Annotated in this window: 10 protein-coding genes; 5 read left to right on the top strand and 5 right to left on the bottom strand. The window is 45.9% G+C overall.

From position 1 onward, the window contains the following. The first annotated feature begins 22 nt into the window (after positions 1–22). On the top strand, positions 23–1,462 hold the full coding sequence (locus IMCC21906_RS05535; RefSeq protein ID WP_156165997.1) for an ATP-dependent RecD-like DNA helicase: 1,440 nt from the start codon (positions 23–25) through the stop codon (positions 1,460–1,462). Positions 1,463–1,630: 168 nt separating this feature from the next. Here IMCC21906_RS05535 and IMCC21906_RS05530 read toward each other — a convergent pair whose 3' ends face one another. Next, positions 1,631–1,954 carry a helix-turn-helix domain-containing protein gene (locus IMCC21906_RS05530; protein ID WP_047011334.1) on the bottom strand — a complete coding sequence of 108 codons (324 nt, stop codon included), beginning with the start codon at positions 1,952–1,954 and terminating at the stop codon, positions 1,631–1,633. A 137-nt stretch (positions 1,955–2,091) separates the two neighbouring features. On the opposite strand from IMCC21906_RS05530, the gene IMCC21906_RS05525 reads away from it, so the two are divergent. Both IMCC21906_RS05525 and IMCC21906_RS05520 read left to right on the top strand, forming a co-directional pair. Beyond that, positions 2,092–2,634: a hypothetical protein gene (locus IMCC21906_RS05525; RefSeq protein ID WP_047011333.1), complete on the top strand. Its 543-nt coding sequence runs from the start codon at positions 2,092–2,094 to the stop codon at positions 2,632–2,634. A 2-nt stretch (positions 2,635–2,636) separates the two neighbouring features. After that, on the top strand, positions 2,637–4,028 hold the full coding sequence (locus IMCC21906_RS05520; protein ID WP_047011332.1) for a DEAD/DEAH box helicase: 1,392 nt from the start codon (positions 2,637–2,639) through the stop codon (positions 4,026–4,028). Positions 4,029–4,300: 272 nt separating this feature from the next. On the opposite strand, the gene IMCC21906_RS05515 is transcribed toward IMCC21906_RS05520, so the two are convergent. Genes IMCC21906_RS05515 through IMCC21906_RS05505 form a run of 3 tightly spaced genes read right to left on the bottom strand, consistent with a single transcriptional unit; the run spans position 4,301 to position 11,282 of the window. Then, on the bottom strand, positions 4,301–7,570 hold the full coding sequence (locus IMCC21906_RS05515) for a type I restriction endonuclease subunit R (protein WP_047011331.1): 3,270 nt from the start codon (positions 7,568–7,570) through the stop codon (positions 4,301–4,303). Further along, complete coding sequence (locus IMCC21906_RS05510) at positions 7,567–8,916, bottom strand: restriction endonuclease subunit S (protein ID WP_047011330.1); 1,350 nt, start codon at positions 8,914–8,916, stop codon at positions 7,567–7,569. Before IMCC21906_RS05510 ends, IMCC21906_RS05515 begins: the two co-directional genes overlap by 4 nt. Beyond that, on the bottom strand, positions 8,916–11,282 hold the full coding sequence (locus IMCC21906_RS05505; protein WP_047011329.1) for a class I SAM-dependent DNA methyltransferase: 2,367 nt from the start codon (positions 11,280–11,282) through the stop codon (positions 8,916–8,918). Before IMCC21906_RS05505 ends, IMCC21906_RS05510 begins: the two co-directional genes overlap by 1 nt. Before the next feature lie 675 nt (positions 11,283–11,957). Here IMCC21906_RS05505 and IMCC21906_RS05500 point away from each other — a divergent pair. Further along, a complete protein-coding gene (locus IMCC21906_RS05500; RefSeq protein WP_047011328.1) occupies positions 11,958–13,997 on the top strand; it encodes an AAA family ATPase in 2,040 nt (679 codons plus the stop codon). A gap of 124 nt (positions 13,998–14,121) precedes the next feature. After that, on the top strand, positions 14,122–14,712 hold the full coding sequence (locus IMCC21906_RS05495; protein ID WP_047011327.1) for a hypothetical protein: 591 nt from the start codon (positions 14,122–14,124) through the stop codon (positions 14,710–14,712). Positions 14,713–15,182: 470 nt separating this feature from the next. On the opposite strand, the gene IMCC21906_RS05490 is transcribed toward IMCC21906_RS05495, so the two are convergent. Further along, entirely contained in the window at positions 15,183–16,589 is a 1,407-nt protein-coding gene (locus tag IMCC21906_RS05490) for an MvaI/BcnI family restriction endonuclease (protein ID WP_047011326.1), read from the bottom strand. Positions 16,590–16,595: the final 6 nt, after the last annotated feature.

Genomic DNA, 16,595 nt, shown 5'->3' with positions numbered 1-16,595 from the left:
TGAAGCCAGCCCGGAGCTCGATATGAGCAGTAGCAAACTAATTGACCTATGCGTGACCGAAGGCGCATTACTTAGGGTCAACGGTGGGCTGCAAAGCCTTGGCTACGCTGTGCAAGAAAATACAGTAGCGAACCTCATTACAGGATGTGCCTCCAGGAGGCCAGGGGACGGAGCGCTTCTTTCCTATCAAGAGCAGGATCTGACAGAGCAAAAAATCAAAGCTGCAATTTCAGCATTTGAAGAGACGCTAAATTTCAGCCTCACACCCGAGCAAAAGGATGCTGTCCTGCAGGCCGTAATCAACCCTGTAGCAATTATTTGCGGCGGTGCCGGAACGGGGAAAACTACCATCCTACTTGCGATTTTAGAGGTGTACGACAAACTCGTAGATCAATTGCCGCAATACCTCGTAGCGCTTTCAGGTCGGGCCGCGCGTCGAATGTCAGAAGCCACAGGCCGACCCGCATTGACCATTGCAAAACTATTAGCAATGCATGCCGGAGAAGATAAAGAACCACTACCCGACGCACTTCTACTCATAGTCGACGAAGCATCGATGGTTGACCTCCTATCCATGTACCGTCTAGCTGGTGCTCTGCCAGAGGCTACAAGGATACTTCTCGTAGGGGATGCAGCGCAGCTTCCTCCAGTCGGCGTTGGCTTGATCTTTCATGATGCAATTGCTTGCAACAAACTAACCCTAATCGAACTCACAGCTGTTCAGCGACAGAAATCAACATCAGGCATTCACCATCTGGCCACAAACATACGCAACGGTGTATTCGACCCCAGCCTGCTCAATAGTACCTCGGGCGACGTTAGCTACACATACACTGACTCGCCCAATATCGTTGTGAAACACTTCAGATCTCACCCTGACGCCGAACAAACGATAATTCTTGTGCCTACAAGAAAAGGACCGATGGGTGCCGATCAAATCAATAAGCTAATTCAAGCAACATTCGACCAGCCAGCGCCAGAAATTCACCATCTTTTCAGAGGGAGGGAAATGATTCCGTGGCTAACCTCGACCGGCGCAAAGCTTCGGCTGGGAGACCGGGTTATGGTCACAGAGAACAAGTATGACGCCGATATACGGAACGGAGATATAGGAGCAATAACTGCCGTTTACCCAGAGATGCAGGTGGATCAGAGCTTAGGCGAACTCACTATTGATGGGAGGTCCGTTCCAATCACGATAGATATCTTACCAATTCTTGAGCTTGGATACGCCATCACGATCCACAAATCACAGGGCTCACAATGGGATACATGCCTCCTTGTCCTACCAACCTATGCTCAGCACATGATCGACCAAACATTGATCTACACAGGCATAACCAGGGCAGTCAATAGCCTCGTAATAATGGGAGACAGTGTATTGTTACAAAAAGCTGTTGAGCGAGGACCATCCAACGAGGAGCGTAATACTGACCTAGCAGCCAAACTCACCGCCTTTTAGCCCACCACGATTACCAACCAGCGTTCACACGACCTGATGATATCGGTTAGCCATAAGATGTCATATCAAATAGCTGATAAATGCCGCATAGACAAACTATTGATCATTCATGGCTCTCAGCAAGAGTACTGCCCCCAACGACCAAGATAATTGTCGCCGAACACAAACCTATGCAGATGGGTCTTCTTTTATACATTTAATCTGGCCCAGTAATGCCTTCTGCTCTTTCTCCGACAGCTTTTCAATACGACAGACAAGCTCGGCGATTATGCGACTCTCACAGAAAAAATAGGCAACGGGCACATCTAACTCGGCCGCAATTCGTTTTAAGGTAGGATAGTCAGGCGTATGACGGCCTTTCTCGTAATGATTCATTCGACCACTGGCTGACCCAGGCTCCATACCAAGCTGAATACCCAATTTTTTCTGACTAATTCCCTTAAGGGTACGCGCTTCCAAAAGGCGCTGAGGTAATGGGCTAATACTTGCCAACTTTTAATCATCTTCTATAGGCCTAGAGGACTTAGATTGTCTAAGTATATTACGTTAAAGTATACTTAGGAATCCTAAGCTTTATTTGCCGATCGTTTATTGATCAACATTCGCTCTAATTCAGATACACAGCCCTCATGCCTAAATTAAAAATCAAACCCGAGTTACTTTCTCTACTGACCTCCAATAAGTTTCAGGCATTCAGCTGCGCAGATCTGGTAGACGCCTATTTAAAGCTGGATAGCAGTCCAAATTTGAACAAAAAGCAGGCACACCAGTTTATTCAAAGAAATATTGATCGACTGATTTGGGCTGGATTTGCAGTTAAAGAATCAAACAATATTAACGGCCGCCCTCGCTACAGTTTGACAAATAGCTTTAACTCGGCCAATTACTCAATTGGCTCACCTCACCGCAAAAAGCCAACACCAAAAACCACAGTCAGCGCAAAACCCAACAATCATTATATAAACGACTTAAATGAACAGCTGAAGAAACATAAGCTTGAACTGCTAACCACCATCAGCGAAGCAGAAGAGTACGAGGCACTTAGTAGTCAGCTACCCAATCGACGTGACGACTTGCAAGACCTCTACAATGACGCACGCAACCGCTACTCAAAAACACTAGGCCGAGTTAGAGCCATTGAATCTCTCATATCCAAGTGCCAAGAGGCTTAATTATGAAGCTTAGACTCTGGCAGCATGAATGCATAACGAAGGCCATTTACCAGTACAAAAACTGCCATTCCCATTTCCTTTGTCTTGCAACCCCTGGCGCAGGAAAGACCCTTATGGCGGCAATTCTCGCCAAGCAGCTTTTCGACGCTGATCTTATTGATTTAGTTATCTGTATTGCTCCGTCAATTATTGTTTCCGACGACTTTCGCGAGGAACTTGAAGTTCAGATGGGAAGAAAGCTTGATGGCAAACTTGGCTCGATTGGACGGGTATTAACTTATCAGGCAATGATCAGTGAATGTGATATATGGGATTTATTCGAGAGCCATAACGTATTCGTGATTTTTGATGAGATTCATCATTGCGCCGGTAGCGATTTGAAAAATGCTAACACTTGGGGCGGTAAGATTATATCTGAGATCCAAGGAAAAGCAGCTTATACACTGGCACTCACGGGAACCCCATGGCGTTCTGACAATATTCCTATCGCACTCTCGAGCTACTGCGAAAATGGATTGGTACATTGTGATTACTCCTACGGACTACCACAGGCGATAACTGATAATGTTTGTCGTATTCCCAGCATCACACTAATTGATAACGACAAAATCACTCTAAATGAGTCTGGAATGCGCACCAGCTACAAATCATTCAAAGATCTACTAACAACCAGTAACTGTAGCTATCAAAGTGTGGTTGAAAATGAAGACCTAATTAAATATATGCTGGGCCAAGCTAACCGCAAGCTTGACAGTCTTCGTAAGCAGTTCCCCAACGCCGGCGGATTAATTGTAGCGTCTTCAGTCATACACGCTAACAACATAAGTCGCCTGCTTAAACAGCATTATAATGAAGACTCAGATGTTGCCACTTATCTAGAAGATGATGCTTTAAAAACGATTAGAGAATACAAATACAGCAGCCGGAAGTGGATTATTTCTGTCGGTATGATAAGTGAAGGCACCAATATCCCTAGACTACGTGTCTGCTGTCACCTGACCAGAGTTAAGACCGAACTATACTTCCGCCAAATTTTAGGACGTATCTTACGAGCAGATAGCGCGAATACATCAACCGGCTATATATACATTCCCGCCGAGCCAACGTTAAATGAATACTCACACAGAGTTGCCGAAGACATTCCCCTCGACAACATAGTTCAGTTTAATATCTGCTCTGTTGGCCAGCAGGAAATCAAGCATGTACCTTGCCACAACGAAATCGACGAAGGGGAATACGACCTAGAGCTTGGACTCCTCCAGAAAGATACCAACAAAGAACCTGAGCCCCAATGCTTCGCCCCATCACTCTCTCAAACATACGAATCCACACTGGGAGTGTTCGGGCAATTTAGGCAGCGAATTTTTACCCTCAACGGCATTGCAGTCGAATAACCAGTATCGCTATTGATTCATAACTCAACTACTGTTGATTCACCCATAATCTGACCGGAAGGCTGAACCATATGTTGGTCAAAACATAGTATTATTGGGATGTAGCTTCCAGTTCGTGACTACGTTTTACCCATATAATAGCCGGAACACATTAGCGCTCCATTCAGTGTCAAGAGCGCCCGCCTTTGCGGCTAAATTGCATTTCTAGAATCCGGCTTGGGTTAGGTATATGTCTAGATAGGGAAATTTATCCGCCTGCAGCATCTATGCAACTACAGATTCTCATTCCGATGTTTCAATAGATCAAACACCAGCTTTGAAAATCCAGCGGCTCTTGTCGCGTCCGACAGGAGTTGCAACATCTGGTTTTGGTGAGCTTCGCTGCTGCCTAAGATTGCGTCGTCAATGGCCGTGCTAAAGTCGCCTAGCATGGCTTGTTCTGAGCTGTTATTTCTAATTTGCTGCATTACTCGGTCGTTCTCGCTCACCTTGTCGCGGATGGTATAGGCGTAGTTCACCATGTCTTTTTCTGTTAATTGGTCAGTAATGAACAGCTCGTTTAAGCGGTTTATCAGCTGTGATAAGAACTCTTCCTTCTTGTCTTTGGCGGTAGCCGTACCTAAGCCTTCTCCCGGAGCTAAATAAGCCGGAGCACTAGCCTCCATGATCAGGTGCTGCTGTTTGATCTTGGAGAGGCGGTAGTGGCTTAGCTCTACATTACTCAAATCTATGTCGTCTTCATCGAGCACCGCTTCACGCAGCATGGGGCGAAGGTTGCGGGCGTATAGGCTCAGCTTCTCAAGGTCTTTGTTGTCATAATCAACAATCTGCGACATGAACTCATAGAAGCGCACAAAGGTGCCTAGATCCTTTTTGAATATCTCTAGCGCGTCCTTTTCTTTCTTGCAGTCCTTAAAGCTATTCTCAGCGTTGGCAATTAATACCGCGTCATTGGTCTTCTTGGTACGTTCAAACATCATCCGAGCTTGTTTATAGGCCTCTACGGCTGACTTATACCGCTGTGACCAACGTTGTATTGCCGGTTTACAGATATTCGCTATGGCGGCATTACTCTTGTTTTTCACAAAGAACGCATCACAAAACTGCTCCACCTCAGACCAGCTGAATATCTTCACCTCTCGTAGTTTGTCGAATAACTCGAAGATAAGGTTGGGATCAGATACGTCATCTAATTCAGCTGTTTGATAGTAAGGCTGAAAGGCAGCAAGAATTTCTTCTGAGTCGTTAAAAAAGTCCAGCACAAAGGTGCCTGTCTGGGCCTTGCTGGGGAAGATACGGTTTAGCCGTGACAAGGTTTGTACGCACTCTACGCCACCGAGCTTTTTGTCTACGTACATGGCACATAACTTGGGCTGATCGAACCCCGTTTGAAACTTGTTAGCGACGATCATTACCTGATAATCGTCACTATCAAAAGCCTTACGCATATCCCGACCTTTAAGGTTGGGGTTCATATTGCTTTCGGTAAACTTGTCGCCAATCATGCCCGACGAATTAGGATCTTTATCGGTAAACTCTACCTCACCGGAGAAGGCCACCATGGCAAAGATCTTCTGATACCCCTTTTCAGTGATGTACTTATCGAAGGCCAGTTTATAGCGCACCGCCTCTTTACGAGAGCTGGTCACCACCATGGCTTTCGCCTGCCCACCTAACAAGCCCATCACATTGTCTTTGAAGTGCTCAACGATCACCTGTACTTTTTGGCTGATGTTGTAGTCGTGCAGACGTACCCACTGGTTAAGCTTTACCTTGGCCTTTTTACTCTCTACTTCTTGGTCGCTACTGGCTATTTTCATGGCCAGGTTATAGGCGACCTTGTAGTTGGTGTAGTTCTTTAGTACGTCTAGGATAAAGCCTTCTTCAATAGCCTGGCGCATGCTGTACACATGGTAGGCTTCGGGCTTATTGGTTTTAGAGGGCGCTTCATCTGGTCTAGGCAGGCGGCCAAATAATTCAAGGGTCTTGGTTTTAGGTGTGGCAGTAAAGGCCAGATAACTCAGGTTAGTTGAGGCCCGGCGCGAGGCCACGGCCGCATCGAGTATATCCTCTGTACCCAGCTCTTCTTCTGGGTCGCTGGAATCAACCATCAGTACTTCTTTTAACTGACGTGCAGTAGAGCCGGTTTGTGAGCTGTGGGCCTCATCGGCAATCACCACATACTTACGTTCTTTAAGGCTGACGCTGTTTTCAATGGCCTTTAGTACAAAGGGAAAAGTCTGAATCGTAACGATGATAATGGGTTGCGAGTTTTCTAGCGCGCTAGCAAGCTTTTCAGATTTTGAGCCATCACCTTCTTTGTTGTTAATGCGCCCAACAACGCCATCAGTATGTTCAAACTGATAGATGGTATCTTGTAGCTGGTCGTCCAGCACGGTTCTGTCGGTAACGATAATCACCGAGTCAAAGTTCTTGTTGCCATTCTCATCACGTAAGGCCGACAACTGATGCGCCACCCAAGCAATAGAGTTGGACTTGCCCGACCCTGCGCTGTGCTGAATAAGGTATTTATGCCCCGGCCCTTCAATACGGGCGGCATTAACCAGTTTAGAGACCACGTCCCACTGATGATAACGAGGGAAGATAAGAGTTTCCTTTTTATACTTACGCCCCTCCCAGTCTTCTTTTTCTTCAATCTGTAAGTGCACAAAACGGGCAAGAATATTCAGCAGGTTATCCGGCAGCAATACCTCATTCCACAAATAGTCGGTGGCATATTGGTTGATATCTGCGGGTACATCATTACCGGCTCCGCCCTCACTTGTGCCTTTGTTAAAGGGCAAAAAATAGGTGTCATTACCCTCCAAACGAGTGGCCATATACACCTCGTATTGGCTCACAGCAAAATGCACCAAAGCACCACGTTTAAAGGTTAACAGTGGCTCTGGCTTTTTGGTGGTGGGATCGGTCGCAAAGCGAGTGGTTTTATACTGCTTAATGGCGTTGTGCACCGCCTGTTTAAATTCTGACTTTAACTCCAGGGTGACCACTGGCAGGCCGTTCACAAATAGCACCAGGTCAATACGCCAGGCTTTGGCCTTGGTGCCGGTTTCTGCTAAATGTTCTTCAGTGGCCCAAGGCGAGTAAACCAACTCAGGTACTACCCGTAAACGGTTGGCTTTATAGGCGGCTAAGGTATCGGGGTTAAGATCATGCTCTGGCTTAAACTGGCACAGGCTAAAACGGGTGCCACGGTCGCGCAATTCATGCCGCAATGCTCCTAAGGTGCCAAAGGTACGCATTTGTTTGTTGGCGGCATTGGGGTCAGCTTTGTTTAGCTGGGTGGCTACCCGCTCTAAAAAGGTCTGTTCAGCGTTATGCGGGTACAGAGCGGTAAACTTCTGCCATTGCTCGTCCTGTGTCTCTTGTACAAAGCCCAGAAGATCTTCAGGGTATAAAGCCAGTTCACGGTTATAGTTCTCGGGTTTACCCAGTAGCCAACCGTTGGCGACTAGCTGCGCGATCATATCGTTTTGAAAGGTAAACTCGTTGGCTTTTCCGCTCCCTGACAATGTACTCATTCGGCGACTTCCTTGTTGTTATTTGTGGTGACTGGCGCGACCCAGTTTCTGATGTCTATTTTGCCGGTGACGGCTGCGGAGATTAAAGCTGTGCGGCGTTCTAACATTAATGCTATTGCAGAGCGGGCTTTGTGTATAAGTGCATCGTATTTGTCTCTTTGAAACGTACAGAATTCGGAGATTTCGACCTGTTCAGCCTTCAAAGGAATGCAAACCCTCATTTGACGGATAGAATTAAGTGACAGATTGAAGATGGTAGTTCCGGTAACTTCCAAATCGAAATAACGAAGTGCCTGACTGCTTTGTAAATACAGCAATAAATATTCAGGTAATAAATTATCTGAACAATTCATATAGGCAGCACTCTTACCCAATATTATTTTTTCACCATTATATCGAGCAACATTACCAATCGTGCCATTAATCGATAGCATTACGCTGGATTCATCCAAATGAACATAGTGACTTTTATATTCCTCTTCTGGCACTTCTTTGGCCGTTGCTCCAATTGAAATCTGACCGTTTACTAGGTTATTTCCGTTTACAAAATAATATCCAGTATTGTCCTGATACTTTGGAGTGGAATGCAACCCATCACCAATTCTGGATGTTCGATGAATTAACTTTGGTAGCTCCCAATGCGCCGGCACTTCCCCTAACCACTCAACACCTGAGTCGCGCATGGGGGCGTTGGGGTTGAGGCCTTTGGTGACGGCATGACTGATAACGGCCTGACGTTTTTCTTTGAGTAGTGTGATCAGTTGTTGTTGTTTGTCGATCAGGGTGTCGATTTTGGCGGTTTCATGGTCGAGGAAGTTGATTATTCCTTCTAGCTCATCATTCGTAGTGCAACCGATTTTTATCCCACCAACTGTATCCGTATTTAAATTTAACTGCGTGCCAAATTTACCGAGGCCTTTGTAAGCCTGCTCACCTGCGAATACATAGAATAGGAATTTACTGGGAATTTTTAGCTCAGGAAAATATACAAATCCATCATGAATACATGCCTTCATCCCCGTAATACATGGCTTACCGACTGTGCCCGCGATACTTAAAAATAGGGATTCTGGCTCAAGCTTTACACTCAGCGAACTTCCTAAATCGGACAGCCTCTGAGGCGCCCTTGTTAAATACACATCTGAAGCGGTTACGTCAGCTATTCGTGTCCATGCATATTCACCATTTTCATCAAAATATTTAGCATCATCTATTGGCCGTGGGGATGCTCCACGCTTTACAACGCTCAAATGTTTTATTTGAATCACATCCCAATGGTAAGGTACCTTACCCAACCATTCTTCACCCGATTCTTGGTACTGAGCATAAGCCTGATATTTCCCCATCAGGAATGCACCTCTTGCAGCAGGGCCATGATCTCCGCACTTACCGCATCCAAATCCGCATCAATATCGACTAAGTCTCGGGGCGGCTGGTACTGGTAAAAGTGGCGGTTAAAGGGGATCTCGTAACCTACTATGCCTATTTCCTGATCTTTGGCATCTTTTTTACTGGCATCTATCCAGGCATCGGGTACATGAGGTTGTACCTCCTTTACAAAGTAGGCTTCGTTGAGGGCATTGACAGACTGACTGGGGTCTAGGGCAACGTTTTCATTGTCACGCAGGTCACCGTCTGTTTTGTATTCCACGACTTGCTTCTTGCCCTTAAGCGTTACTTCAAATAAGCCATAAAGGGGATTGGCTTTGGCTGTGTGGACTTTTTTAATAACTTTTTCTGCTGCTGGGTTCTTCCAGCTCACGGCGTCAGTTAGCTGCTTTTTCTCCTTAGTATCAAGGGTGAGGCCTTGAGCTTTGCAGGCGGCTTTTAAGGTAGCCTCATAGCCATTCATATCGTCACACTGGGTTGTGCCGATGGCCGCTTGCAGGTGCTTGCCTTTAAGCATGATGTGCTTTTGTGACAGCCAAAGTTTACTGTCGAGCAGGTCTTTAATTTGCTTTTCTTTTAAGTCAGTAAAATGGCTTTTGATATAGGCCCTTATTTCAATGGCTTGCTCGTGCAACACACCGTAGTTTTCACAATCAACATCATCAGACCAAGTGTCCCCAAACTGCTCATACACCCACTTCATCGGGGCATTGAAGGGTTTGCTGGCAAAGCGCAGCTCGGCTATGCGGTCGTCACTGAACTGATACGACTCTCGTAAGGGGCGCTCGATGGTAATGCGCCGATAGCCAAATTCATGAGTGGCGAAGATTTTACTAGAGAAGGTTTTGGCTACTTCGGCTTTGGGATTAGCCGCCTGACGGCCACGGTTACTTTTTTGCTCGGCTGGTTTATCTAACTCGCGAGCATCTACCACTTCAAATGCCCCAAAGCTGCGGGTGATGGTGGCAATGTCCTGCTCGCTCATTTCGTTACGTTTAGAGCCAAGGGATTTACGCATTTTACCGCAGAGGTTAACCCCGTTGATTAGCTGTACATTACCCTTGCGCTCAGTGGCTTTCTTATTCGACAGCACCCATACATAGGTAGCAATGCCGGTGTTGTAGAACATATCTGTGGGTAGAGCGACGATGGCTTCGAGTAAATCTGCTTCGAGGATATAGCGGCGAATTTCAGACTCACCGGAACCGGCACCACCGGTAAACAAAGGTGAGCCATTGAGGATAATACCGATACGGCCACCGCCGCTATTAGCACTATCGCCAGTACCTTTATCCCGTAACTTACTGATGAGGTGCAAGAGGAACAATAGTGAACCATCGGATACACGGGGCAAACCTGGGCCAAAACGTCCATCAAACCCCTTGAGGGTATTTTCGTCCTTGATGCTTTGCTCAATCTTCTTCCAGTCCACTCCAAACGGTGGGTTGGATAACATGTAGTCAAACTTGTCGCTGTAGAGCTGATCATTAGACAGGGTGTTACCCAGCTTAATGTTATTCACCTCCTGCCCTTTGATCAGCATGTCGGCCTTACAAATGGCATAACTCTCAGGATTTAACTCCTGCCCGTAAGCAACCATCTTGGCATCGGGGTTAAGTTCGTGCACATACTCCATGCCAGAGGACAAAAAGCCGCCTGTGCCCGCTGTGGGGTCGTATATGGTGCGAATGATGCCAGGTTTGGTTAGTGCATCATCATCCTCCATAAATACCAGGGAGGTGGTAAGGCGCACGATGTCGCGGGGCGTAAAGTGTTCACCAGCCGTTTCATTCGACCCCTCAGCAAAGCGGCGTATCAGCTCTTCAAAGGTCAGGCCCATATCATGATTGGAAATGGCCTTAGGGCTTAAGTCAGTTTGCCTGACCCGCTGCACTACCTTATATAACAAGTTGGCGTCGTTAAGCTGGCCGATAAATTCAGCGAAGTTGAAGTACTCAAAGATTTCACGGGCGTCTTTAGAGAAGCACTGAATGTAACTTTGCAGGTTTGCCTTAATGCCAGACTCGCCCAGCTTGGACAAGTCCATCTTAGAAGTATTAAAAAACGACAGCCCACCGGTTGCCCGTAACAAGAGCTTTTCTTGGGCTTCTTCCGGCAGGCCCATGGATTGAATTCTGTCCAGCTCAGTCAGAACCTGTTCTTTAGAGTCTTCTAATACCCCTTCGAGGCGACGCAATAGCGTAAAGGGCAGGATAATGCGGCCATATTGGCTCTGTTTAAAATCACCCCGCAGAAGATCGGCGATAGACCAGCAAAAAGCAGCCAGATTATTAGGGGTTTGTGTGCTGCCGTTTTCACTCATGTAGTACGTTCCTTCAACAACAAAGGTATAAGCCTCATTGGGTTAAATAGCTGACGCGACATTTGTTCGCTGTGACTGCGGTTGTGGGCGACCAGAGTGCGAAGTGAACATCCTGTTCAACGTGTTATATGTTATTGGCAGCTAAATTAGCTTTTACCACTCTGTAGGTCAAACCTTGGGTTAGATTTGTGGTGCTGGTACGGCGAATTGTGGGCGCTGCCCGGCAGATCGCGTGATTAACTTGGTCATAGGAGTTTTAACACAGCCTCTCACAAAAGCGGCCAGTCACTGATATCAACCTCTCACTCTCCGCCAAGCTCCGCACGCCAGAGACCTAACCCAATCAGCAGGCTTGTGGACATTTACTGGAAAAGTGCTTAAATAGGGCTGGAAGTAGCACATCAGCGGCACGCTACAATAGAGAAATACCAGAAATGGTTCAGACGACTAGGGATGGCTGGTCAGGAATGACCCGAGTAAAAGTCAGTGTTCTAAAAACAATCCCCAATACAAGATGCCACCACCACAAAGCGGCTCAGTCCAGTAGACGTTTATATGCCGTGCTACGCACAGCAGATAAACGCTAAGTAGTTATGGCTCCAGCTGATTGAAGAGTTTGAGTTTGCTCGTGGTTGTTTTCGGCATTCCTGAAATAAGAACAAAAGGAGAATACTAGTGCAGCTAAAATCGTTCAGGGCAAGAAACTTTCGCTCAATCAACGACAGTGGTGAAATCCTAGTCTCCCGAATAACGTCACTACTTGGGCGAAATGAAAGCGGCAAATCAAATCTTCTCAAAGCGTTGCACAGTCTAAACCCGGTCGAGGGCTTCCAGGCACTAAGCCCTATCAAAGACTTCCCCCGAGACAGAAAGCTCGATGAATGCAGCGATACAACTCCCGTTGTGGAATCAAGCTGGACTCTGTCAAAGCTTGAGCAGCAGCAATTGGGAAAAATATTTCCCCGGGCAGCCGAAGTAACTACTGTTAGAGTTGGACGAAGATACAAAGGGGAGACGCGTTGGGTCACATTTGATGACCTGCCTCCGTTAGAGATCGACGATAAGTGGTTAAAATCTAAGGTTCGGAAGTTATTAGCAGCACTCGACACAGCTGCTGAAGAGTGCGACGAGCCTCATTCAGAAGCAATAAAAACAGCCGCTTCAAATTTCGATAGCGCGATTGCTCAAACGGATGACCTGCAAGAGTGGGCTTCAAATTCAGGAACCGGAATCGCAGCACTTGAAAAAGCATTGGTTGCCGCTTCAAAGGAGCTTCCCGAGGCGATAGATGACTCAGTCACTGAGATGGATCAACTGGTCAAGCAAATCGCAGGGGATGAAAAGGCCCACACCGCTGGCCGAAATTGGATTGTCGCGCAAATGCCAAAATTCATGTACCTCGCTGATTATCCAGAATTGGAAGGCCACCAAAACTTAGCTGAATATAATCAGCGTCAGCAGAAAAATAGTCCAACGGACGAAGACCGATACTTTGCCAAGCTCTGTAAAGTTGCGGGAATGGACCCAAAGAGTCTTCAGGATTTAGTCAATGACCCGGAAACACGGAACCAACTCGTAAACCGGGCCAGCGCGGTTGTCACTAAAGAAATTCGCCGCCTTTGGAGCGACCGCAGCTTAAAAGTCCGGTTCAACCTTGACGGAAATTTCATGGATACGCTGATTTCAGACCCAACGTCTGTGTACGATGTAGAGGTCAATCTGAATGAGCGTAGCCGAGGTTTTCAGTGGTTTTTCGCTTTCTACATCAGTTTCTCCGCAGACACCAACGGCGATGTAGCGGAGGACGCAATTCTGTTACTGGACGAACCCGGCTTATATTTGCATGCGAAATCGCAGTCAGACTTACTAAACCATTTCAGGGATGATTTCGGGAATCAAATACTTTACTCCACGCATTCCCCCTTCATGGTCCCTACTGGTCAATTGGACTCGATCCGAACAGTCAGCATTGGCGAGAAAGCCGGGACCACAGTTACTAATGATCCGAGCGGAGACTCTAGAACCTTATTCCCTATCCAAGCAGCACTTGGATACAGCCTCGCCCAGTCGTTGTTTGTTGGGCCAAATAACCTGGTAGTTGAGGGTATCACCGATTATTGGATGCTATCGTCAATCTCGGAGTACCTAGCGGACCAAGGCAAAACTGGATTGAGCCCAGAAGTTACGATGACCCCTGCAGGTGGAGCTCAAAAGGTTTCCTACATGGTGGCGTTACTCTCGTCTGAGGAGCTGAATGTTGTAGTTTTATTGGATGAAGAGAAAGACTCCAGAACCACGCGCGACGACCTTACAAAGTCCAAATTGATCAGCGACCGGAATATTGTTTTTGTCACGGAAGCCTTTGACGGAAACCCTCCAGGTGAGGCCGACATTGAAGATTTACTAGACCCGAAATTTTATGAAGAGCTTGTGCGCGAGAGTTATGCGAAGGAACTGAAAGGTAAAAAACTGGCGCTAAATGACAACATACCGCGAATTGCCAAGAGGGTTGAGTTGGCTCTTGCTGATTTAGGAATAGAGTTTCACAAAACCAGGCCTACGCGGTTGCTACTGACCAAGATGTCGAATGATGCGGATGCAGTTGTCACCGAGGAAACAGCAAACAAGTTTGAAAAATTGTACGAAGGTATCAACGCTCGGTTCCAGCAGATCAAGGAGCGCGGCGGAAATAGACTTACACCTAAAATAAAATAGATTAACCTTTTGGGGTATCTCGCGTAAGCGAATACTGAATAGCGAAGGTTTATGTAGAAAGCCATAACAATACGTTCCACCAGACAAGCCGGTGAACGCGGCGTTAACTACAAAGGAGGGCTTCATGCCATTTTCGAGTATGATGAAAGACAAGATTCAAGTTTTAAAATCTGATGGTACTAAGAGTTCAGAAATGAATGCTAGCGTGCAAAGCAAAGGCATTTACTTAATGAGATCAGATGTCTTAGTTGAACCTGGTGATTTAATTCAAAGAATTATGTCTAATGGCGGCAAAGAAACGTTTCAAGTTATTGATCCCGGTTTTCACGAAGGAACCGGAGGAGCAATTCCTGCTCACTATCAAATGAAAGTAAAAAAACTTGGGCTGCCTGATGCTGAAAAAGCGATTCAATCTATTACCTATAATATTAGCGGGCCAAACGCTAGAGTGAATAATAATTCAACAGATAACTCTAATAATATTGCAAATATAAACAATGATTTATCGAAAAGTATAGAGGCTTTAAAAGCTGAGATAAACCGCCTTGAATTATCGGCTCAAGAAAAATCAGAAGCTATAGAGGTTGTTGGCGCAATAGAAGATCAATGCAAAAATGAAAAGCCGAGTAAGGTTGTCGTAAATGCATTAATTAACTCTTTACCAACAGCAGCATCAATAGCTTCAATCGGTTCACTTATTCTATCGTTGTTGTAAAGCTTGTAGTAATTACAATTTAATCGGGTACCCTCAGCCCCCACAACACCCGGATTACCGATCCCAAAAAGTATTCCTACGTCCACATCCAAAGCCGGCCAAATCGGGCTACTTATCGGCGAATCGACACTACAGCAACACGTCTAATGAATCGCCTCTGGTTGATCGGAGGCAGACGTAAATTGATTTGTTGCATTTTTGCCCCCCAACACTTGATGCATTCTGTAATGGTATTTGCTGTAATCTGGCCGAAAACGAATGTTTTTGCAACACTACAGGGCCTGCGACGAGTTATATCCGAATACCCACACCTTCCCAGACACTGTAGATAGAACACCTCACTCATTCACTCATAAATATGCAACAAAAATGTTCGTCACTTAATAACCCTGTAAGTTGCCATTAGAGCGGGCACTTTTGACAAATGAAAAAGTGTGCCGTCTCTATAAAACAATGACTTACAGAATTATTCAAATATCGACCTCCTTAACCTCTTCGTAGAGGTGTTGGGAGTCTCTGTAAATATTATTAATGCGCCATTGGGAGCGGCGTTTGTTGTTCCTGGGGTTATCGGGGTCATACTTGGGAGCTGGATCAAGAAATATCACGCCACTCGCAATTGATCTGATCATTCTTTCAAGACTCGTTTTTTTACACCAGAGAACTTGATTTCCAAAAGTAACGCGTCTTGTATAGCCGACATCAAGCTCGTGACTTATATCGTTGTCCGTTACTTTTGCAGGTACGTAGACGGACTCATTGTGCTTAACACCCCAGTTATTGAGAAGGCGTTCGACTGACCAGCTGGCCGCAATATTCTCACCGTCATCCACGAGAACTACAGACAAATTTTCCAGCTGATGTGACAAAGGTTTTTCGGGATTATAGTTTTTGATCGTGCCCGGCTCAGAATCTTTCGGAGTACAAAGAACACGGAGAGAAAGTCCGGATTTTTCACTTACTGAACCAGCTCTGTGAAGACCAGTTAGTCGATAGACTGCTTCCTTTTCATAGCCATATTTCTGCATAAAGTCTGAAAAGCTTTCTGAATATAAACCTCCATCTGGCTCAGGAGTAAAAAGAGTTAACTTTTTACTGGTGAAGCACTTGAGCTCAATACCAAATATATCGCCATCTTTTGACGCATTTGTTCTGATTCCCAGTTCGTGCTCAAGTGTATAACCGTGCACTTGGGTGCCAGTGAAAGGAAGGGTTTTGCCATGTGCGTCTAATCTGCAGCCTTTGACGCTCTTACCTCCCACATGCAATTTAAGAAGCGACAGCAATTTTTCAGCCCCTGCATCTTCGCTTATCTTAAGAAGGCGGCATATTTTCGAATTAGCCATAAAAGGCAATTTCAGAAACTCTTCAACAAAATTTTGGCTGGGTGAAACTACCATCATAGCGATTGCTTTACCTTCCGGCGTTGCTCCTATGACAAGATAACGATCCGTATCCAGGTTTTCTTTAACGTAATCTAAAGACAGAGATCGAGGCATTATTCCTGTCTCAGCCTTAAAGCCGGAAAGCCTGACTTCAGGATACTGAGCATACACAACCCCTTTGCACGCAGTTACCTCATGCAGACTGTGATCTGTGCCAAGCCATTGAAAATTATTGAATACGGCCGAAAGAATTCTTTTCCCTTTGATACTACCACCGCGTTTTTTGCTTTGACTGCGCTCTCGGGTAAAGAAAGTCATATCAAATACGGCGTTCAACAGACTTGCATCGTGATGAAAATAAATTTGCTGCTTGTCGTTATTGTTTTTAGCCAGTTTTTTAAGCAGGGCCTTTTCGCAACCATGCTGCTTCAGAAGAGATATAGCCTGCGATAAATCCCGGATAGCCAAGTGATCAAGTACATTAAAGCTCAAAATATA

It is taken from the genome of Spongiibacter sp. IMCC21906 (assembly GCF_001010805.1).
Lineage (GTDB): Bacteria > Pseudomonadota > Gammaproteobacteria > Pseudomonadales > Spongiibacteraceae > Spongiibacter.
This window is presented reverse-complemented; position numbering and strand designations above follow the sequence as displayed.